Annotated in this window: 20 protein-coding genes and 1 tRNA gene; 10 read left to right on the top strand and 11 right to left on the bottom strand. The window is 38.4% G+C overall.

The genetic code is table 11. The features are described from left to right. Positions 1–20: 20 nt before the first annotated feature. From M23134_RS37820 to M23134_RS09960, 4 genes are all read left to right on the top strand, one after another. The gene (locus tag M23134_RS37820) at positions 21–878 is read left to right on the top strand and encodes a Rha family transcriptional regulator (protein ID WP_232296796.1); all 858 of its coding nucleotides are present in this window, start codon (positions 21–23) and stop codon (positions 876–878) included. Positions 879–1,008: 130 nt separating this feature from the next. Next, positions 1,009–1,809, top strand: a complete 801-nt coding sequence (locus tag M23134_RS42050) for a hypothetical protein (protein WP_232296795.1) — start codon at positions 1,009–1,011, stop codon at positions 1,807–1,809. A gap of 54 nt (positions 1,810–1,863) precedes the next feature. Continuing rightward, positions 1,864–2,106 (top strand): hypothetical protein, encoded by a 243-nt coding sequence (locus M23134_RS09965; RefSeq protein WP_045113319.1) that lies wholly within the window; start codon positions 1,864–1,866, stop codon positions 2,104–2,106. A gap of 86 nt (positions 2,107–2,192) precedes the next feature. Then, positions 2,193–2,462 carry a helix-turn-helix domain-containing protein gene (locus M23134_RS09960; RefSeq protein ID WP_004155618.1) on the top strand — a complete coding sequence of 90 codons (270 nt, stop codon included), beginning with the start codon at positions 2,193–2,195 and terminating at the stop codon, positions 2,460–2,462. Between the two features lie 64 nt (positions 2,463–2,526). Here the strand turns inward: M23134_RS09960 and M23134_RS09955 are convergent, their stop codons facing one another. The 3 genes from M23134_RS09955 to M23134_RS09950 form a co-directional block, all read right to left on the bottom strand. After that, positions 2,527–3,789, bottom strand: a complete 1,263-nt coding sequence (locus tag M23134_RS09955; protein ID WP_004155613.1) for a site-specific integrase — start codon at positions 3,787–3,789, stop codon at positions 2,527–2,529. Positions 3,790–4,068: 279 nt separating this feature from the next. Next, positions 4,069–4,190: transfer RNA gene (locus M23134_RS41030), tRNA-OTHER, on the bottom strand. A 276-nt stretch (positions 4,191–4,466) separates the two neighbouring features. Next, entirely contained in the window at positions 4,467–4,979 is a 513-nt protein-coding gene (locus M23134_RS09950; RefSeq protein ID WP_004155612.1) for a tetratricopeptide repeat protein, read from the bottom strand. Positions 4,980–5,404: 425 nt separating this feature from the next. Between M23134_RS09950 and M23134_RS09945 the strand changes: the two genes are divergently transcribed. Next, positions 5,405–6,547 carry a hypothetical protein gene (locus M23134_RS09945; RefSeq protein WP_157558275.1) on the top strand — a complete coding sequence of 381 codons (1,143 nt, stop codon included), beginning with the start codon at positions 5,405–5,407 and terminating at the stop codon, positions 6,545–6,547. On the opposite strand, the gene M23134_RS09940 is transcribed toward M23134_RS09945, so the two are convergent. Then, on the bottom strand, positions 6,465–7,934 hold the full coding sequence (locus M23134_RS09940; RefSeq protein ID WP_232296799.1) for an acetyl-CoA carboxylase biotin carboxylase subunit: 1,470 nt from the start codon (positions 7,932–7,934) through the stop codon (positions 6,465–6,467). The two genes, M23134_RS09945 and M23134_RS09940, sit on opposite strands and share 83 nt — an antisense overlap. Positions 7,935–8,615: 681 nt before the next feature. On the opposite strand from M23134_RS09940, the gene M23134_RS09935 reads away from it, so the two are divergent. After that, entirely contained in the window at positions 8,616–9,869 is a 1,254-nt protein-coding gene (locus M23134_RS09935) for an aminotransferase class I/II-fold pyridoxal phosphate-dependent enzyme (protein ID WP_004155607.1), read from the top strand. A 55-nt stretch (positions 9,870–9,924) separates the two neighbouring features. After that, positions 9,925–10,125: a hypothetical protein gene (locus M23134_RS09930; protein WP_004155603.1), complete on the top strand. Its 201-nt coding sequence runs from the start codon at positions 9,925–9,927 to the stop codon at positions 10,123–10,125. Positions 10,126–10,224: 99 nt separating this feature from the next. On the opposite strand, the gene M23134_RS09925 is transcribed toward M23134_RS09930, so the two are convergent. Continuing rightward, positions 10,225–11,676, bottom strand: a complete 1,452-nt coding sequence (locus M23134_RS09925; RefSeq protein WP_004155601.1) for a tetratricopeptide repeat protein — start codon at positions 11,674–11,676, stop codon at positions 10,225–10,227. Positions 11,677–12,473: 797 nt separating this feature from the next. Here M23134_RS09925 and M23134_RS09920 point away from each other — a divergent pair. The 3 genes from M23134_RS09920 (at position 12,474) to M23134_RS09910 (ending at position 14,733) form a co-directional block, all read left to right on the top strand. Then, positions 12,474–13,223 (top strand): hypothetical protein, encoded by a 750-nt coding sequence (locus M23134_RS09920; protein WP_004155592.1) that lies wholly within the window; start codon positions 12,474–12,476, stop codon positions 13,221–13,223. Positions 13,224–13,425: 202 nt separating this feature from the next. Continuing rightward, the gene (locus tag M23134_RS09915; RefSeq protein WP_004155589.1) at positions 13,426–14,166 is read left to right on the top strand and encodes a hypothetical protein; all 741 of its coding nucleotides are present in this window, start codon (positions 13,426–13,428) and stop codon (positions 14,164–14,166) included. Between the two features lie 336 nt (positions 14,167–14,502). Beyond that, the gene (locus M23134_RS09910; RefSeq protein ID WP_004155584.1) at positions 14,503–14,733 is read left to right on the top strand and encodes a hypothetical protein; all 231 of its coding nucleotides are present in this window, start codon (positions 14,503–14,505) and stop codon (positions 14,731–14,733) included. Here the strand turns inward: M23134_RS09910 and M23134_RS09905 are convergent. The 6 genes from M23134_RS09905 to M23134_RS09880 form a co-directional block, all read right to left on the bottom strand. Next, a complete protein-coding gene (locus M23134_RS09905; protein ID WP_004155583.1) occupies positions 14,719–15,207 on the bottom strand; it encodes a hypothetical protein in 489 nt (162 codons plus the stop codon). The genes M23134_RS09910 and M23134_RS09905 overlap by 15 nt on opposite strands. A 41-nt stretch (positions 15,208–15,248) precedes the next feature. Beyond that, a complete protein-coding gene (locus M23134_RS09900) occupies positions 15,249–16,097 on the bottom strand; it encodes an aminotransferase class IV (RefSeq protein ID WP_004155582.1) in 849 nt (282 codons plus the stop codon). A gap of 38 nt (positions 16,098–16,135) precedes the next feature. Then, on the bottom strand, positions 16,136–16,648 hold the full coding sequence (locus M23134_RS09895) for a hypothetical protein (RefSeq protein ID WP_004155581.1): 513 nt from the start codon (positions 16,646–16,648) through the stop codon (positions 16,136–16,138). Positions 16,649–16,653: 5 nt separating this feature from the next. Then, positions 16,654–17,469 (bottom strand): hypothetical protein, encoded by an 816-nt coding sequence (locus tag M23134_RS09890; protein ID WP_004155580.1) that lies wholly within the window; start codon positions 17,467–17,469, stop codon positions 16,654–16,656. A 252-nt stretch (positions 17,470–17,721) separates the two neighbouring features. Beyond that, the gene (locus M23134_RS09885; protein WP_004155579.1) at positions 17,722–18,600 is read right to left on the bottom strand and encodes a M28 family peptidase; all 879 of its coding nucleotides are present in this window, start codon (positions 18,598–18,600) and stop codon (positions 17,722–17,724) included. A 151-nt stretch (positions 18,601–18,751) separates the two neighbouring features. Continuing rightward, entirely contained in the window at positions 18,752–19,537 is a 786-nt protein-coding gene (locus M23134_RS09880; RefSeq protein WP_004155578.1) for an E3 ubiquitin ligase family protein, read from the bottom strand. Positions 19,538–19,543: the final 6 nt, after the last annotated feature.

Genomic DNA, 19,543 nt, shown 5'->3' with positions numbered 1-19,543 from the left:
TTATGTTAATGACAAAATCAATGAACAAAGACAACTCAACACAAGCTTCACTGGAAGGCTTATTACCTATTGAAATAAAAAACGAAATGCCAGTAGTAGATAGCAGGTTGGTGGCAGAAACATTAGGAATCAAGCATAAAGCTTTGATGGCAACAATCAGGCGTTATCAGGCTAAAATAGAAGAGTTTGGCTCGCTGCCTTTTGAAACCGAAGTGAGAAAACGTGATGTAGGGGCAACTACCCTAAGATTCTGCTACCTTAGTGAGAATCAGGCCATCTTCCTTGGGACCCTTTCCAGGAACACGAAAAAGGTTGTTGCCTTTAAATCCAAACTGATTCAATCATTCGACCAGGTTCGAAAAACAGTTCAGGGACAGCCATTCAATCAGAAGCTTTGGGTACAGGCAGTAAAAAACCTCTGTGAACTAACAAAGTCCACCAAAGAAACTAAAAGGGAAATAAAAATATTGAACTCTCGGCAAACATTTTTGGCACACGAAATAAGTAGCATCAGGGATGCACAAGATTCCTTGACAGACGAAATAACCCATATCAAGGCAGCTCAAACAAGTTTACAGATAGAAAACTTCAACCCGCTTTTTACCAAAGTCAGAAAAGACCTGGGGCAAATGATGCAAAATTATTCGATCTGGTATGGGATGACCACCCAGGGACTCTACCAGATTCTTTACAAGGAATTTACCGTAGCATCCGGACAATATATATATCAGCAAGCAAAAATGGCAAATAAAACACCCATCGAGTGGCTCGAATCCACAGGCTGGATTTTAGAGGCTTATGACCTGGCAATAAAACATTTTGGAATACCAGAAGAAAATCAAGATTATAAGGGTGACTTAGGAAATCCTGACAGATAAGAGAGTAGAAGGCATCATAACAGTAGTTCAATCTTTCAAATTGGAAGAAAGACAACTACTGTTATTTTAACCAGTGAGTGATGCCAAGATTCAAAAATGGTAAATCAATCGGATTTTAATGATAAAACCAATGAATACAAATGATTTAAGGCCACAGTCTCCTGTGGCAGGTTTGCTTCTGGTAAAGGCATTGGCTGAGGCTCTAATGAAAGCTATTAGGTGTTATCAGGCTAAAATAGAAGAGTCTGGCTCGCTGCCTCTTGAAACGGTAGCGAGAAAACGCGATATAGAGGTAGCTACCCTTGATCAGGCTAGAATAGAAGAGTCTGGCTCGCTGCCTCTTGAAATGGAGATGAGAAAACGTGATATAGGGGCAGCTACCCTTGATCAGGCTAAAATAGAAGAGCCTGGCTCGATGCCTCTTGAAACGGTAGTGAGAAAACGTGGTGTAGGAGCTACTACTCTTGAAAACCATCAGGCTAAAATAGAAGAGTTTGGCTCGCTTCCTTTTGAAATGGAGATGAGAAAACGTGGTGTAGGGGCTACGACTCTTGAAAACCATCAGGCTAAAATAGAAGAATCTGGCTCGTTTCAGTTTGAAACCGGAGTGAGAAAACGTGGTGTAGAGGCAGCTACCTTAACGAAAACCGGGCGATTTCTGTTGACGCCCTTTCCAGAAAAAGGTTGTTGGTTGTTGCCTTTAAAAAACGGCAATACAAAGAAGGTTTTAAAGGAAGTCTTACATAACTCGCTGACTATCAGTTTTCCCGTCAAGTTACGGAAAATAAAAAGACAGGAAGAAGCAGACCCTTTGATACTATTTGTATGTCAGTCGAATGCTATATACAAGCAATTCTCTAAGGAAATAAAACATAAAATCAGGAAAGTTTGCTATAGCATCACCCAAAACATACAATTCCCTAAAACCTAAAATGTAAAGGTGTTTGCTTTTTCGCTTCTTTACACTATAAACAACTAAATAAAAATGGAGACAACAAATTTAATGATACAAAGCTTTGGGGATTCAAAAATTGTTTTTACTGGACAGGGCTGGATCAATGCCACAGCTACCCAGATGCCTGTTGAGGACATATATCAACTACTTTATAAAAGGTTTACGCTGATATACAAACAAAATCCATCTCAAAACGCCAGGCAAGCGAATACAACTCCCATTGACTGGATTGAAATACAGAAGCGTATGATCTGGCAAAACAGATTTTCGTAATACCAACAAATAACAAGTAGTAAAAGAATCAGAAACAAATGCCTGCAACCATAACCTTTTATTTAAAAAAATAAGTATTTAAAATTATGGCAGTAAATATTCCAACAGCAGAAGATCTTCAGGACTTAATGAAGGATTTTGAAAAAACAATGTATGGCAAGATAGAAGCGTTATTTAAAGCTGAAAACAGTGGGTTAGATATATACACCAACAAAAGAATCAAAGAAGAAATGGGAGGAGACATTAGCGATGATACCCTTGCCCGAATGAGAGAAAGAGGGGAGCTTCCAGCGAAAAAAGTGAGCGGAAAGTGGTACTATAAAGGAGAAGATATACGCAGAGTCTTTACAGAATAGTCGTACACACTACCAATGAAGTACCCCTCGTTTTATATTTGCTAAACACGAGGGGTAATATCTCTCAATCAGTAAACAAGCCTTCAAACTTATCCATTTCTTTTGCAATGGTTTCATTGGCAAGGCTTGCATAAATTTCTGTGATTGCTTCATTAGTATGCCCGGTCATTTCTTTTAGTTTTGATCGGTCAGTTCCAGCATTATACACCAAAGTGGCAAAGGTTCTACGCCCTACATGGCTTGTCAAGTGCTTATCAATTCCTACATACTCCGCAATCATTTTGAGGTAAGTATTGTAATTTCCACTGGTAATTACAGGAATCAATACACCTTTACTTAAACAGACAGGATCATCTTTGTACTTATCTAAAATAAACCTGGCCTGGGGAAGCAAAGGCATCTTGGCAATGGTGGAAGATTTTACCCGTTCTTTAATAATCCAGGTTCGCTCACCTTGTTCAATCAGGTGCTCTGGTTTCAAGTCCACAATATCAGAGAAAGCAAATCCGGTAAAACACTGAAAAACAAAACAATCACGAACTCTTTCCATACCTCGCTTATCAGATAAATCTACTTCCATAATTTGCTTTAATTCATCAAGGGTAAGGATAACCCGCTTTGGACGCTCATCTTTAGGGATTTTGAACTTCGCAATTAAAGGGTTAGTTCTAATTTCTCCCAACTGTACAGCGGTGTTGACTGCCTGACGGAAATGCCTCACCTCTTTAATGGCGGTCTGATGTTTCTTAGGCAAACGGGTAGAACCATCAAACCTGATCGTGGTTTTAGTAGTACACCAACCTACATACCGAATATCAAAGCCCTTATAAGCTTCTTTTAAAAGATCAGTCAGATAAATATCCTCCTTGCCATACTCATCCCGTAAAAACAACTTTAAGTTCTGAATGGAGATTTTGATTTTTCTTTGCGTACCACTTCTAAGTCCGCTCCGGTTAGCTGATCTGGTAAGTACTTCTAAAAAAGTAATCCCTTTTTCTTCTTCCCCTTTGGCAACTGCTTTTAATTTTTGAAGTCGTACTTCTTCTTCCTCGTTTAGCAAATCAGTATAAGCATTCAGAATCCTGCCTCTCATCTTATTTAGCAGGCGATTCATACTTTTGATCACTTCGCTAGTACCTTTGATAAAAATTTGATCTCCATTCTTTTCCAATTTGACCACTGGAGGCAACCATCTATCCATAGGTATTTTAACCTCAGTCTGGAAATCCACTCTTTTCCCTTGATAAGATATACGGCAAAACACAGGGGTTTCACCTTTCTTGTTTGTCTTATCTTTTCTTAATAAAAAACCTATTGAAAGTCCCATAATTATTGTATGTTTAGTTACCAATTTTACTCATATAGCAAATGGTAACCTACTCTAAGTTTTAGTATTTATGATGCTTATTAACAATCACTTACAATGCACAGCACTAGAGATACGACTACTTTTCAGGTTACCTAAAAGCTAAAATAGCACAAGGTAACCCCAAGGGTAGCTCGAATGATGCGTAAAGATGCGCATTACTGCTTATAAATAAAAGTATAAATAACTGAAAATCAAAGAGAAACAATGATTTGCGTATGATTAAAGAAAGGGGTTGGAAAGCAGGCAGGACTCGAACCTGCGACCTGCGGATAATGATGAAGTAAGTCTTGATTGACCCTTTTGGATAATTTCAAAACTTTCTTGGAAGTCCGCTGCTCTGCCAACTGAGCTACTGCTTTCGTATATGAAAAAAAATCGGGTGGCTAATTTTCAAACTACCGGATTGGAACCGGAGCCTCCTTGCGGAGGTTCAACCAATAGAAGTAAGTTTGAATGAAGCCTGCCCAAAATCTTTGTTTTTATACAGCTTTTCTGTATTGATGAAACAAAGTAAATGGGCTATTGCGCAATCTTTTTGCGTAGCATTTGTTTTTTCAAAAAACTTCAGAAAATTGTATAAAAAAACGTCTGCCTTTGGGTAAAAGCAGACGTTTTTTAGTTGTGGGTAATCAATGCTATTCTCCCTGCATAATGCCTTGTTTGCGTTTGCAACGATCCATAGACTTTTGGTAACGGTCTATGTCATCATTGATCAACGAAAATTGAATACTTTTCTTATAAGCGTCAATGGCTTCGTCGTATTCGCCTTTGAGTTCTTTCATGATGCCATACTCATTCCAGATTTTCGACTTATTCACTCCTCTTACCGTGAGTGCGCCTTCAAGGTGTTTTTTCAGTTCATCGAAACGCTCTAAAGTAGACAACAAAATGGCATAGTTTAGATATACCGCACTATAGTCAGGCGCGTACTTCAGCGACAAACGGTAACATTCCTCAGCTTTTGCGTAATTTTTATACTTGGTTTCATAAATCCACCCCAAGTGATTGTATGCCTTGCCATACTCGGTTTCTTGCTCAATGATATACACCAGTTTATCAAAAGCCTCTGAAATCAAACCATCTTTAATGTCTTGGTCTGCTTCTACAAATAATTTTTCCAGTTGTAGTATATTATCGTTTGTATCCATACTAAGGTCTGCGTTTTAATTAGGTTTAAACTCGGTTTCGTCGCCAGTTACTTTGCGTAGCTATACCATTGCCTGCTACAGGCTGTTCATTGGCTTTTTTATCATTTAACTTGTAGAAATTAAAAAGGGTATAAAAAATTGAATTCCAATTAATTATACCCATAATTCATTGCAAAAGGTTATTATTATATCTCCTAAAACATCATAATAGCTTTTACAATGAATATACATTTTAAAAAAACTTTCGTAAAGAACTATCCTCTTTAGTAAAAAAATATTTTCGTGGTCATTTTTGTGAGGAGGTCAACATATTTACTACCATTTCGGAAACATTTGATAAATCGTGTTTGAGTTTAGAGGAATGCACTAAACTAGAAAAGCTTCTGCAGGTTTTTTATTTGGGTCAATTGGTAGGTTTACCTACTTTGAACAGTATCTTAGTGAAGCATGGGGTTGTGAGCAATTCTGCTCAAATCAGCTATCAAAAGTTGGCTTCTAATTTATCTATTAGCACCATTCGGAAGCTATTTGAAGAGGTTTTTTCGGCTCAGTTGGGTCAGGTACTCCAAGAAATGAGTGAAAAAGATTCAAGTTGTTGGTCAAAAACAACGGTCACTGTTGTGTTGGATGATAGCGTGTTTCGGTGTTGGCTATCTTCTCAGAATCATTTGAAAGATTTTGAGGAGTGCTACGGGAAATTTTTTAGTGGTCAGTTTGGTACAAGTGTGTATGGTTTTCGGGTGTTGACCCTTGGGGTGAGCATTGATGGGGTATTTTACCCACTTTTCTTTGATTTTATCAAGAAGAAAACCTCCAACGCTTATCAGAAACCAGCAAAAGTAGCTCAAAAGCTTGTGAGGCGCTGGGGAGAATATCGCAAAAAGCTGACTAGAACTGGGTATGATTTTCCTACACTTCACCTGAGTTGTGACAATGGATATAGTAATGAGGCTTTGGCAGAAAGTTGTGCCCAAAATGGACTTTGTTACATCAGTGTAACCAAAAAATCTCATTATGTGGTAATAGAGGGTCAAAAGGTAAAGCTCTCTGATTGGATTGAGAAAGAATTTATCCCAGCAGAGCAAGCTCATCAAGCGAGTCAAAAAATGCTTCCTGAGGAAGATAAAACCACTTTTAAAAGGAGAATAAGTGCCTATTATTGTAGCAAGAAACAAGCTGTAACTTTGCTGTTTTTTCGGCTCAATGGATCAAAGAAAGTAAGTGTTATTTATAGCACAAGTAAACATATTTTCGCCAAAACCTTGCGAAGACACTGGTTTCAGAGAACTTATATTGAACAGTTTTTCAAATTACTCAAACATGTGCTCCAAATTGGGGAAGCCAGAACAAAAGACAAAAAAGGTTTTGAATTCAAGTTATACCGATTTTCTTATGTAGCCTTGCACGCACAAAAACTGGTGAAATGGATCAGAAAACAAATGAAGGGTTTTAACAAAAAAGGGTTCATTACCATACAGCGAACCCTTAATTCAGACCCGGATATTTTAGACCTTTTGCAAGAAAAATTAATAGCAAACATTTGTAAATCAAATAGTTATAAACAATGAAATAATTACAATTTAACAGAAAATTGACCATAGCCGCAGCTACTGTTGCCTCTTCTTCTTGTTCTTGTATTGATAAGTTATTTTGATCCAGTAATTCGGGAGAAAAGTGTTTGTTCACAAAATTTGTATCAAATTTCCCCGAAGTAAATGCTTCGTGTTGCAACACAAAGCGACAAAAGCTCAAGGTGGTTTCAATACCCACAATCTGATACTCTTCTATAGCCCTGATCATACGCTCTATAGCCTGTGCCCGGTCTTTGCCATAAGTCACCAGTTTGGCTATCATTGGGTCATAATAAATAGGAATGTCCATTCCTTGCTCAAAGCCATCGTCTACCCTTACTCCAGCACCTTGGGGTCTTTTATAGGTACTCAGTTTGCCAATGTCAGGCAAGAAATTATTCTTGGGATCTTCGGCATATACCCTTACTTCTATAGAATGCCCCTGAATGCTCAAATCTTCTTGCTTGAGTGACAAAGCCTTGCCTTCAGCTATTTTAATTTGTTCTTTTACCAAGTCTATTCCTGTAATTTGCTCAGTTACGGGGTGCTCTACCTGCAAACGAGTGTTCATTTCTAAAAAGTAGAAATTGAGGTGTTCGTCGGCAATAAACTCTACCGTGCCTGCCCCATAATAATTACAAGCCTTTGCCACATTTACTGCGGCTTCGCCCATAGCTTGGCGTATTTCGGGGGTAACCACCGCTGAGGGAGCTTCTTCTATTACTTTTTGGTGGCGACGCTGAATAGAACATTCACGTTCAAACAAGTGGATAACATTGCCTTGGGTGTCGCCCAATACTTGTATCTCGATATGCTTGGGCGAGGTAATGTATTTTTCGATAAATACGGCACCATCACCAAAAGCTGAGACAGCTTCGCTCACAGCACGGTTCATTTGCTCTTCAAAATCTGCCGGATTTTCCACCACTCTCATTCCTTTTCCTCCACCTCCCGCACTTGCTTTTATCAAAATGGGGTACCCTATTTCTTTGGCTTTTACCTTGGCCGCCTCAATGTCGGTAATGGCTTTGGGGGTACCAGGCACCATTGGAATGTCATACTTTGACACTGCCTCTTTGGCTGCGAGCTTGCTACCCATTACTTCTATAGCTTCAGGCGATGGCCCTATAAATATGATATCGGCTTCGGTTACTCGGCGGGCAAAGGTGGCGTTTTCGGACAAAAAACCATAACCAGGGTGTATGGCATCTACGTTCAGTTTTTTACAAACCTCAATGATCTTGTCTATCTGAAGATAAGACGCTGCCGAAGGAGGAGGACCTACACAAACAGCTTCATCGGCATACTTTACATGCAATGCATTTCGGTCGGCTTCGCTAAAAATAGCCACAGTTTTAATCCCCATTTCGCGGGCGGATCGCATCACTCTTAAAGCAATTTCGCCTCGATTGGCTACCAGTATTTTTTTTATTCCAGCGGTGTGATTTGAATTATTCAATGTTGGTATATTTTAATATTTTTGTGTCTAAAACTAACAATTGTATCGAGTAACCAATATAAGCTTTTAAGCAATATCGCGTATTTTTTATCTCTTGAAATGCTTGTATCAACACCTGATATTTTTGTGTTAAAATACCTGCCAATATTAAATTACATCTACAAAATAAAGCAATACATCATACCATTTACATAGCATATTTTTGCTTTTTCAAATTAGAGATTTATCAAGCAGGATTAAAAATATTTAAGTTATTTTTTCACATTGCACCTGACTTTTGGTCAAAAAAAGATACAAAAACCCTTCATTCAGTATAAATTAGGGCATTTATGCTTTGCAATCCAATATATTAACAATAACTTTGCGTGCTTTTTAGAGCATGTGCCTTTCAAGTATAAAAGGGGCTGCTTTAATCAAGTTGGTTGTTTAGTTGTGATGTTATCAAATGCATTTAAGTTACCCATTACATCCTATAATTTTGATGATTGCAATATTTTCAAAACATTGAAAAATGTTTTACTTCAAACGAACTATTGATGATAAAACTAAAAACAACTGAAACCAACACCTTTGGATTATTTATTTTAATTAAAACCAAATAGTACTGTGGACTTATTTGAAAAGATATTAGCCGATCAAGGACCTCTTGGAGCACACGCAGACGAATGGCATGGATATTTTACTTACCCTAAGTTGGAAGGTGAAATAAAGCCGTGGATGACCTTTCAAGGCAAACAAGTGCTTACCTGGAGCTTAAACAACTACTTGGGTTTGGCCAACCATCCTGAAGTAAGAAAAGTAGATGCGGAAGCCAGCGCTGAGTGGGGTATGGCTTATCCAATGGGTTCGCGGATGATGTCGGGTAACAGTAACTTACACGAACAACTTGAAGCACAACTATCTGAATTTGTAAAGAAAGAAGATACAGTATTGCTTAACTTCGGTTACCAAGGGGTGATATCTATCATTGATGCCTTGATTGACCGCAAAGACGTTGTGGTGTATGATTCACAGTCTCATGCTTGTATCATTGACGGTTTGCGTATGCACTTGGGTAAACGATTTGTGTACCCACACAACAACATCGAAAACCTGGAAAAACAACTTGAGCGTGCTCAAAAAGTAGTGGATGAAACCGGAGGAGCTATTTTAGTGATTACCGAAGGAGTGTTTGGTATGGCAGGTAGCCTGGGTAGCCTTCAAGAAATTGTAGCACTCAAAAAGAAACACAATTTCCGTTTGTTGGTAGACGATGCACACGGGTTCGGAACGATGGGTTCTACTGGTGCAGGTACTGGCGAAGCACTGGGTGTGCAAGACGAAATTGATGTTTACTTCTCTACTTTTGCCAAGTCTATGGCTACTATCGGAGCGTTTGTGTCTTCTACAAAAGAGGTATGCCGCTATTTGCGTTATAACATGCGTTCTCAGATTTTTGCCAAATCGCTTCCAATGCCTATCACCATAGGTGCTATCAAGCGTTTGGAAATGCTTCGCTCACAGCCTGAACTACGCGAAAACTTATGGAATGTAGTCACTACGCTCCAAAATGGATTAAAAGCAAAGGGGTTCAACATAGGTCAAACTCAATCGCCTGTAACGCCTGTATTTCTTAAAGGAGGTACCAATGAGGCAGGGCATATTGTAATTGACCTGAGAACTAATCATAATATATTCTGTTCTATTGTGGTGTTTCCGGTGGTACCTAAAGATGTGATCATGCTTCGCATTATACCTACTGCAGCACATTCAATAGACGATGTAGAAAAAACATTGGCAGCATTTGAAGATATTTCTAAAAATCTTCAGGCTGGAAAATACAACAAACCTATGCCTACTTTGGAAGAAGTACTGGTGTAGGGTGTTGCTTGAGTAATCAACAGTTATTAATCATAAACTTTTATTAATTAATTCTATGAGTAAGAATCGTTATAATGATGTACAAGCGCTCTTGGACGAAGTAAAAGAAGACTTTTCTAAATTCTATGAGAAGGAGAACCAAGCAGCTGGTACTCGTGTACGTAAGAAAATGCAAGACTTAAAAGTACTTGCTCAGGAAATTCGTACTGAGGTTCAGGATATCAAAAACAAAGCCGCTGAAACTGCTAAAAAATAGTCTTAGTTGCTTATAATGTTATCCAAAAGCTTAGCCCTTGTATATTCAGAATATGCAGGGGTTTTGTTTTTTTAAGGTAATCTTATTCTATTTTCAAAATCAAGACTCCAACACTTCTCCTTGTTTAATGCGCTTTTTCATCACCTTGGTTTTGTTGGTAATAAACAACAAATCGTCTTTGTCAAGCTGAGTAATAGTAAGCCACTTATCTATTTTGCTCATATCCCAATACACATCTATTTCGTTGAGTAGCAATTCTTCAAAGTCTGCCTCTGATTGTGTGGTACCCAAATGGCGTATTTTTTTAATGATGAGTTCAAAGTATTTGGCAAGTATTTGATCTCGGATTTTAAGGTCAGCAAACTCGCTCAATTTACTTAGATACCCCTGGGCTTCTTCATAATTTTCTGACACAATCAATAGCTCAATTATAGATAAATAAGCCAAGGCAAAATCACCATCTTTTTCGATGGCCACCCGGTAGTTTTCAATGGCTAGTTGATAGTCTCCTTTTTCTTTATAAGCGTTGCCTTTGCCATAATAGCTATAGGCATAGTCAGCGTCTAAGGCCTGTATTTGGTCATAGTTTTCAATGGCTTTGTCGTATTTTTTCATTTTAAACGCTGTATTGGCGTGTAGTATCAAAGCTATTTTATTTTGAGGCTCAAGGGTAAGGGCTTGATTAAAAATTTTAATGGCTGATTTATACTCTGCGTTATCACTGTGGGTAGCCCCTTTGAATAGCATGGCATTGGTATCTTCGGCATTGAGGTGCAACACTTCATTAAAAGACTCTCTGGCGTCTTTCAAATGCCCGGTTTCATACTCTTCTATTCCTTTCAGGTACCAATCTTCGGGGGTGTAGTCAGGCGCATTTTTTAGTTTTAGCAATACTTTTTTATATTCTTGTATTTCCAGTTTTGTTTCTGCTGGGAAAGTCAAAGTTTCGTTTAAAACCTGGGTTTTATCTGCCAGGCGTGCGCCCAACTCTAAGTAGTGTGCAAAATCTTGTTCCCAGGTAGGTACTTTACCTTTAAGGTTTTCGGCTACTTCTTCGTTTACTACTTTGATAAGGCGGTCTATCTCAGGGCGGGCATTTTTATGAATAATATCGGCTATATCAGTTTCTTTGATATACTTGGTCACTGTAGCTGCTACTGCTGCTTCACCTTTTTCCCGTACAATCTCTCTTACATCACGGTCACGCACTTTGCGCTGTATCATGTCTTTGAGGTAATAGCGAATAGACTCTTTAAAGTTTTCTTCTATCCATACTCCCAGCAAATGCCTTCCCAAGAAGTTGCGTTGCCATATCAATAGTATGATACCTACCACTATAAACCCGGCGATGATCTTTAAAGCATTTATATTCCAGTGAATTTGCTGGTATAGTGAATCTTCTTTAGCTTTTTGTTCCGACTCGAGTACTTTGATGGCGGTTTCTTGGTGGGCAAGCTTGTCTCTCAAATCATAAATCATCTTTTGCTGGTCAGAAATTGTCTTCTGCTGGGTTTGCAACAACTGTTGTTGGGTCTTGGTTCTATCGTCCAATGTACGGAGTTCTGTTACTTGAGCATAGGAAGTTATGCTTAATACCAATAAACTACAAAACAAATAATGATATAATTTTGGTAGATATTTCATCCTTATAAAAGTTACAGATTGTTTGACAATCTTTGCAAATAAACAAGCACCAACAGAGGCTGCATATAAGCTGTTTGTTTTGTGGTACCATTTATCTATTATGTTCTAATATAGAAAATTTTAAGTAACCTTACTTCAACCTTTATTTGTTTTAGCGATGGGTTGCTCAAGTCAAGTATTTATTTAAGTTTGAAGGTGTTGAAGTTTGCCACCGTATTTTATTTTGATATTTCAAGATATGCAATTGTAGTTCAAAACTCACACACTATTTATATTTTTAGCAAAAAAAAGTCACCTATCACTTACAAGCTCACCACGGCGCTACAATAAAATAATTGTATAAATTAAAGTACAATTTATTATTTATACCACCGTATTTACGATTGGCAAGAATAAACGCTCATTACACACTTTACATCAACATAAACCCTTGATTAACAACACTTTTCAAGCATTGCACTTATATCAACTGTGTTGATTGCCTAAGCATTACTCAGGCTTTATCTGTGCTGATAACTTGAGTAGATTTTGCACTATATAGGATTAATAAAAAAAAATATTATATTTTTGCACCAACTTTTCCAAAATCAGTACTTCAAAGAAGTATAAATATATGTATACAAACATAAAAAACAGTACATTTTAAGAGTAGCTATACACTCACCTAAAACTTAACCAGTAGCACATTTTTCACTTATACCACGATGAAACAGCTTACTAATTCTCCTTTGCATGCCAGAGCTACCAATTATGCCATGCACAAAATTACTGAGGGGTCGCGTGAAACCCGTATTGTAGGAGAGCTTATTGCATTAGAAAACATTCGAAAAACTACTGCTAACGAAATAGTACAACACGCCAAAACCTTGCTTGCTGCGCCCGAAGAGCCACCTGAACTACTGAGTTTATATGAATGGATTCAAGACTGGCTGGAGAATGGGCAGTCTCACCATCAAATCATTGAACAATTAAGAGCTAAAGGGGTTGAAAAAACTCAAGCAGAAGAAATTCTCCAACAAGCTATTTATTTTCAAGACTCTAAAAATGAACAAGTTAACAAGGTTAAAAATATTGCTGCACACTCCTCACAAATTCACCGACAAGTACAAATCTGGCGTAAGCAGTTGATGTCGCCCCATACCATCCAGCAAAAACTTCAAAAAAAATATAACCTAAATGCACAAGAAGCTCAAAGCATTTTCTTCAGTGCAGCTTTACACAACAAAGCACAACAACAAGTTGAAATTCAGGTTTCTGACCACTGTCCTCAAAATAATCAAACAAAGTGCTTGTTGATGCTTTCTTTCATTATATTGTGTGCCTTGGGTTGTCACTGGTTTTTAGAAGGGGTCACGGGTCAAGTGCTTACTACTGTTTTTAGCCTCGCGGTGGTGGCACTTATCACCTATCGTTTCACTCGCCGTCATTATCGGCAATCCAGTTACATTGAATGACTGACTACTTTTAACCCAACATGTCTGCGCTTAGTAAAACTACCAAACTTACCTAAGTGCAGCTAATCCAATGAACTTCGTCTCTGATTGTTGTATTTCTTCAGAAAACAGGTACCACCTTCTTTTAGGTTGCTTTATTTTTACTTAAGAGGCGCTCAATCTATATTGTGTACTTAACAAAAACTTATACAAGGTTATCAATATGACAAGTATAAACAGTATCATACACAGCCTGCTCATCGAGAGACAAGACACACAAACCATCATTGCCCACTTGGTAACTGAACATGGGTTGGAGAAAGATCAAGCTACTCAAGTAGTAATAAATACATTAGAAGAGATCGAAGAGGTGAGTAGCCACGCAAATATTCGCCCTATGCTTTATACCAGGATTCTGCAGGCAATGGAAGGCAAGCAAGACCACCAAGCACGGGTAAGGCATTTACTCAAAGAATACGGGAGTTTTGCCAATGACGACGATGATATAGAAAATACTCTATCAGCAATCATGGCAGGACGTAACCTACACAAAACAAAAAAAGAAGCCAAAGAAAAGCTGGCAAGTGTAGATGATGAAATCAAGGAGAAAGTGCTTTTCTGGCGAAATAATGCCTTCCCAAATAATGAAATTATTGAAAAGCTCATAAAAAAATACCAACTACCAGAGGATGAAGCCAAACACATTGTAAAAACCATTCACTTGTACAAAAGCAATGAAGTACGTACAGAAGTAAAAGAAATGGAGAAAGCCGTTGAGCACTCTAACAATAAATATATAGGGGCTATATTGATGGTGGTGGGTGTTCTTGTTACAATTTGCCTGTTTGTTTTTGATGAAGAAGGCGACTTTGAAGACTATATTATTTATGCCATTGGTTTGGCTATAAGTGGATTTATTCAAATGATGGCAGGGTGGAATAAGCGAGCATATCAAAACGATTAGATGCCTATAAATTTCATTTGTTTTGTCAACTTTCTCGTCACTCTTGCCGTTTATTCAAGCAAGAATAATTTATTGATCAAACACTACAAATATATGCAACCATACTCTCTTCCCTTTTTATCATCTCAATATTGCCTTACTAATATTTGAAATAAGAACTTTTATCAAACTTTATTTAATATAAGTACAAGGCAGAATTAAACATATCCTAATGAGTAAGTGTAACTACCTTATGATGAGTGAGTTATTTTTGCTTATAACACCGATATACATCGACATCTAAGGATTTATGGCTAATTACTCGCTGCTACTTACCTCACAAAACTTTATAAAAACATGGAAAAATTTCAGGAAATAAGTAACGACATCAGAAACAAGGTAATTGACTGGAAAAACAATGCTTTTTCACGTACCGAAATCATTGACAAACTAATGACTGTATACCAACTATCTGAGTCTAAGGCAACGCATATTGTCAATAATATATATACCATGCACGCCTTATTGGAAATGGCAACACACTCAGGGGGGCATGCTGCAAATGACGTCCGTTTAATGGGTACCTAGTTCTGCCACAATAATTAATGATACCCGGCTACGACTTACCCCTTCAAACTCAAAAGTTTGCAGGGGTATATTATATCCATACGTCAGGTGCACCACTCCAAACAGGTTAAACCCTACTTCAGGTATAACCCGCATATCTTGCTCAATCAAGTTGGTATAGTAAGCATAGCTCAAACGTGCAGTCAACGGCACCCCCCTTACCCAAGCTACTTCATAACCAAACTTTCCTCCAAGCACAAACTCTTTCCGAAAGTTAAACTCTGTGGTTAAAAAAGCACTACTTACTCTTTCTGGAAAATTGAGTGTAATAAAATCATGGGAAGGTTTTATTTTCTTGGTAATAAGGCTTACCCCTACCTCGGCAAAACTATTGTATTGATACGTATACCCTCCTCTGATTCCCCACTGTGCCTGGGTTTGCTGGATAGTACATATAAAAACTAAAGCTATGATGATGAGCCTGATAGATTTCATAGAAATTTTCTGGAACTTGATAACTAATGAATACAATTTGACTATATGGTTTGATGGGTAGTAGCGTGCAAGTATTCATCTAACATTTGTATAAGGGCTCTGGTGTTGTGCCCTACTTGCTTTTTATGAATCTTAAGTTCATCAATTTGTACTACTGGCATGATGCGTGTATTGGAGCCGGTTTTGAATGCTTCGGTGGCTTCTTTGAGTTCTTCAAGGTAAATGTCACGTTCTTCTACCTCAAATTTAGTTTTTGCTAATTCGATGATAATTTTACGAATGACTCCCCTTAATATATTGCTTTTGGGTGTAACCAAAGTATTGCCTTTAAATATAAAAAAGTTATTGCGGGTACACTCACTAATATTACCGTCCAGATGGTACAACGCGTCAGTGGCTTTTTGTATTTGCGCTGCTTTGGCTATTACCAAGGCACGCGAATAGTTGGTGGTTTTTATTTCTGGCAACTCACGTTGGTACTCGTGCGTAATGATTTTTACTCCCTCAGCATATCGCGCGAGTGGTATTGGGTGAAGGTCTTCTATTCTAATCAAAAAATTGGGCAATTCGGGTGCATAAAAACCGCTTTCAGAGTATCCACCTGTCATCAATAGCCTAATGCCTACATCCACAGTTTTATCAGCTCGCCAAAAAAGCAACTCTTCTACCTTTTCTTTGATGGTATCGCGGTCTGTCAGAAAATTAATGTCAAACGATTTTACAGAGTTTTCAAACCTTACCAAATAATCATCTAAGTGGACAGGAGTAGCATTGTAGGTACGCAAAAAATCAAACACACTATACCCCCGCAATATACCCAAATCGTTTGTTTTAAACCTTACTTTGTCTTCAGGGAGTATTTGCCCATTGAAATAACAATAATTGCTCATGATATTCTTTATTTGGTGATATAGCAGTTAGTGATTACCTACCAGAAAGCTCGCCACATTTTAGGAATAAAAACCCATTTATTATTTACATAAGTCAAACCATCGTAACGCATACCTGAGCTACTGCCTGGCCTTACATACCTAAAAGTATAAATGCGAATTCCTCTGGTAAACTTGTCTAAGATTTGAATGTATCCTCTGGCAAATCTATCTTTTTCGCTCTTTGACTCATTGCCTAGAATCAGTACACTGACCAATACATCAGTTTGCCCGTCTTTAGCCTTGATCATTTTCTCATTTGCATATTTTTTATGCAAGCTTTCGCTGTACTCATATAACTTTTGAGCATCTGCTTTGGTCTTCATGATTGCCTGGCAGTCTGCCAATGTAGCTTTTAGGCGGATCACAAGGGCGTTGTTCTTTGCCTTATTGATATCTTCGGCTATTTGCCCGACACCTGTTTTGGTATTGGCATAATTTAGCCCTTTTTGGGCACGGCAGGCGTTCAAACCAATGATTAAAACGATTAGAGATAAAGAGATTTTTTTCATTTTACCTAAGCGACTTGGGCCTCCTCTTTTTTTCGTCCTACTGCCTGAATTATCAACACTGCCAGTGCCCAAAACACATTGCCTCCTACCAACAAAACCAACAAATGTTTCCAGCTACTTTTTTGTTGCTCATAGGGCGACAGGGCTGGTTGTAACAATAAGTAGTTTTGAGGCTTTTTGATCGAGGGATTCAGGGTTTTCACTGCTCCGGCAAAAGTATAACTACTAGGATACTCTCGATAAAAAGTGGTTTTACGTTTGAGGCGTTTTTGAAAAATCTCTTTATAGTTAGGCTCAATCCCTACATAATGTTTGCCTACGAATACATTTGGCAAGGATTGAGATGTATTGGTTGCTACTAAAGGGGCTACATAATAATGAAAACTTCCTTTTTTAGGATCTGATTTGTCAACCAATGAATCTTTGACCAATTGATAACCAATTTTTTGAGCATCTATGGTATAGCCTTTAAAGCTGAAATAATCATATTTATTCTTTGCTTTCAGGGCGGCGTTTACGTCTAATGATTGGGCGATGCGGGCATTGGAAAGGGTGCTGTAGTCGTGGTAATAAAACCTAAACAATACCGCAAAAACGATAGACCAAAAAAAAGCAAAAACTCCTACCTGTGGTTTGAGCTTTACTTTGTAAGCTACATTGGCTATCAATGTGCCTACCCCTAGTGCCACTATCACAAACAACAGCCAAGACCAAATAAAAGAAACCTCTTGTGAGAATAACTCTATGAGGTATACTGTGCATAAAATAGCTACATTGAACACCAAGGTAGCTATCAAAAATCCTGTAAATTTCTTCTGCATAAGTTTATACCAAGATTTTAAGTAATAAAGAAGTGGTTTTATTCTATACATCAAAAGAGTAAATGGACTCTTTTGATAAGTATCAAGGCAGCATTAAACATACATAATAAGTAGTAACTACTTTATGATGAGCAAGTGGCTCTTACTTGTAGCTTATAGCTAATTACTTGCTGCTACTTACACTTGACAAAACCGCCCCAAAAGTAATACATTTCTCAGTATAATCTATTGTACAAGATAGATGTTTTGTATTTAGGCAAGGTTTACTACTGCTTGATACACCCCTCTGACTACCTCAGTCATTTTGTCAAAATCCAGGGTATCTATAGTGTCAGTGGTTTCGTGATAATGGGGATTGCGATAAAAGGAAGTGTTATTAATCATGACAGCAGGGTAGCCTTCGTTCCAGTAACTGGCGTGGTCTGAAAAAGTAATACCAATCATTTGCGGAGGAGCATTGATGGCTTGTACATCAATGTTTGCGACTTGTTTCATACTGGTTTTTACCTCTTGTACCAAAGTCTCTTCTCCGGTTTTGCCTACCACTACAATAAAGTTACCTACCGAAGGGTAAATAGCCGCCAGTTCTGGAATAGGAAACTGTTGTGAGTTGGGTTTATCGCTGTAGTAACCAATCATTTCGAGGCAAATCATGGCTTTGATGTCTACTTTATTTTGACTCATAGATCGGGCATGTACAGCGCTGCCCTGCAAAGGAGTTTGAAAAAACGGAGGTTCTTCTAAAGTATAGGCTACCAAATCTACCCGACAATTAAGAGAAGGCTGTAGTTGGTCAATCAACCGTCCTACTTCGAGCAACCCTGCCACTGCACTTGCATTATCATCGGCTCCTGGTTGATCGCCACATACATCGTAATGAGCACCCAGTACAATACGGGTACTATGCCCCACACCAAACGAAGCAATGAGGTTTTGATAGGTGTTTCCTTCTGCGTCGTAAGCTTGTACTTCTGTAGGGCAATCCCATTTCTTAAACTCTTCGTGGATATAATGAGCAATGGCATTCAATGACTCAAGGTTTTGGTAATTTCGTGGTGGATAGACCGCTGTTAGCTTTTGCACATCGGCATACAGCCGCTTTTTGCTTACCGGAATAGCATGCGTGCTCATAAGTAATGACAGGTTATAAAAATAAAGTAACCGATGTTACGAAGTTTGTATTTTGGGAATTGATGGCTTAGTAATACGTGGCTCAAAAGTAAGTGTAAGCCTGTTTGCTAACTTCTTGATAAGTGGTATAACCTAGAAAAAACAAATACGATCAGCCTCCTTTAGAGGTAAAACCCACCACCATTAGAATAAGCCCTAGTATGCCTAAACCAATGGCTCCATATAAAGACATTTTGGCGGAGTTTTCTGCTCCTTGCACAAGTTCTTCTTCAGATTTGGTAGACACAATAAACTCTTCGTCTTTTTTGGTAGGCTTTACTACAGCCAAATTTCCGTGGCTTTCGGCAGCCTGCCCCAAAACGTATAACTTATGATTGTTGGGAATGATTTCTTCTATGTATCGGTACCCAGTAGTGGTACCACGAATGCCGTAGGGGTCATAACCAGTAGGCGGTTCAGGTTGGTATTCGTCAAGCGAGGTAATGGTATGCCTTTGGGCTTTATCCATTTCAACCAAAATACGTCCACTGCCATCGTCTAAATAAAAAGGAGCAAACCGTTCATTGTCAGACACAGTTTCTTGATGATTGTGCACCACTTCGCGTTCATAGTAGTTTCCCTCATCGTCTTGTTGCCGGACTATTTCCAACGTTTCATACTCGTGGATTACTCTGGCGCGGTAATAAACTACCTCGGCGTTGGTATGCTCAGATTGAAGGGGACTATCAGAGCGTGACATCCCTGATAGTTCCACTATATTTCCTCTGTAACTACCGTCTAATCCATCGCCTAGCTGTTTGTAAATATCTACCACATCAGCCACCTTTGAAGTCTCATGGTATTTGATATTCAAAGCTTTACTCAATTGTCTTTTGCGGTTGAACCACAACGCTACTGCTATAGCGATCAGGACTACTCCAATAATTACTAAGGCCATAATCTT

This window comes from Microscilla marina ATCC 23134, assembly GCF_000169175.1.
Classification (GTDB): Bacteria; Bacteroidota; Bacteroidia; order Cytophagales; family Microscillaceae; genus Microscilla; species Microscilla marina.
Note: the sequence above shows the minus strand (reverse complement) of the source record. Positions and strands in the feature narration are given on the sequence as shown.

Bases quoted from the DNA above. Each gene is read 5' to 3' on its own strand.
- M23134_RS37820 (WP_232296796.1), top strand. From the start codon at position 21: ATGAACAAAGACAACTCAACACAAGCTTCACTGGAAGGCTTATTACCT.
- M23134_RS42050 (WP_232296795.1), top strand. From the start codon at position 1,009: ATGAATACAAATGATTTAAGGCCACAGTCTCCTGTGGCAGGTTTGCTT.
- M23134_RS09965 (WP_045113319.1), top strand. From the start codon at position 1,864: ATGGAGACAACAAATTTAATGATACAAAGCTTTGGGGATTCAAAAATT.
- M23134_RS09960 (WP_004155618.1), top strand. From the start codon at position 2,193: ATGGCAGTAAATATTCCAACAGCAGAAGATCTTCAGGACTTAATGAAG.
- M23134_RS09955 (WP_004155613.1), bottom strand. From the start codon at position 3,789: ATGGGACTTTCAATAGGTTTTTTATTAAGAAAAGATAAGACAAACAAG.
- M23134_RS09950 (WP_004155612.1), bottom strand. From the start codon at position 4,979: ATGGATACAAACGATAATATACTACAACTGGAAAAATTATTTGTAGAA.
- M23134_RS09940 (WP_232296799.1), bottom strand. From the start codon at position 7,934: ATGCGATCCGCCCGCGAAATGGGGATTAAAACTGTGGCTATTTTTAGC.
- M23134_RS09930 (WP_004155603.1), top strand. From the start codon at position 9,925: ATGAGTAAGAATCGTTATAATGATGTACAAGCGCTCTTGGACGAAGTA.
- M23134_RS09920 (WP_004155592.1), top strand. From the start codon at position 12,474: ATGAAACAGCTTACTAATTCTCCTTTGCATGCCAGAGCTACCAATTAT.
- M23134_RS09915 (WP_004155589.1), top strand. From the start codon at position 13,426: ATGACAAGTATAAACAGTATCATACACAGCCTGCTCATCGAGAGACAA.
- M23134_RS09910 (WP_004155584.1), top strand. From the start codon at position 14,503: ATGGAAAAATTTCAGGAAATAAGTAACGACATCAGAAACAAGGTAATT.
- M23134_RS09905 (WP_004155583.1), bottom strand. From the start codon at position 15,207: ATGAAATCTATCAGGCTCATCATCATAGCTTTAGTTTTTATATGTACT.
- M23134_RS09900 (WP_004155582.1), bottom strand. From the start codon at position 16,097: ATGAGCAATTATTGTTATTTCAATGGGCAAATACTCCCTGAAGACAAA.
- M23134_RS09895 (WP_004155581.1), bottom strand. From the start codon at position 16,648: ATGAAAAAAATCTCTTTATCTCTAATCGTTTTAATCATTGGTTTGAAC.
- M23134_RS09890 (WP_004155580.1), bottom strand. From the start codon at position 17,469: ATGCAGAAGAAATTTACAGGATTTTTGATAGCTACCTTGGTGTTCAAT.
- M23134_RS09885 (WP_004155579.1), bottom strand. From the start codon at position 18,600: ATGAGCACGCATGCTATTCCGGTAAGCAAAAAGCGGCTGTATGCCGAT.
- M23134_RS09880 (WP_004155578.1), bottom strand. From the start codon at position 19,537: ATGGCCTTAGTAATTATTGGAGTAGTCCTGATCGCTATAGCAGTAGCG.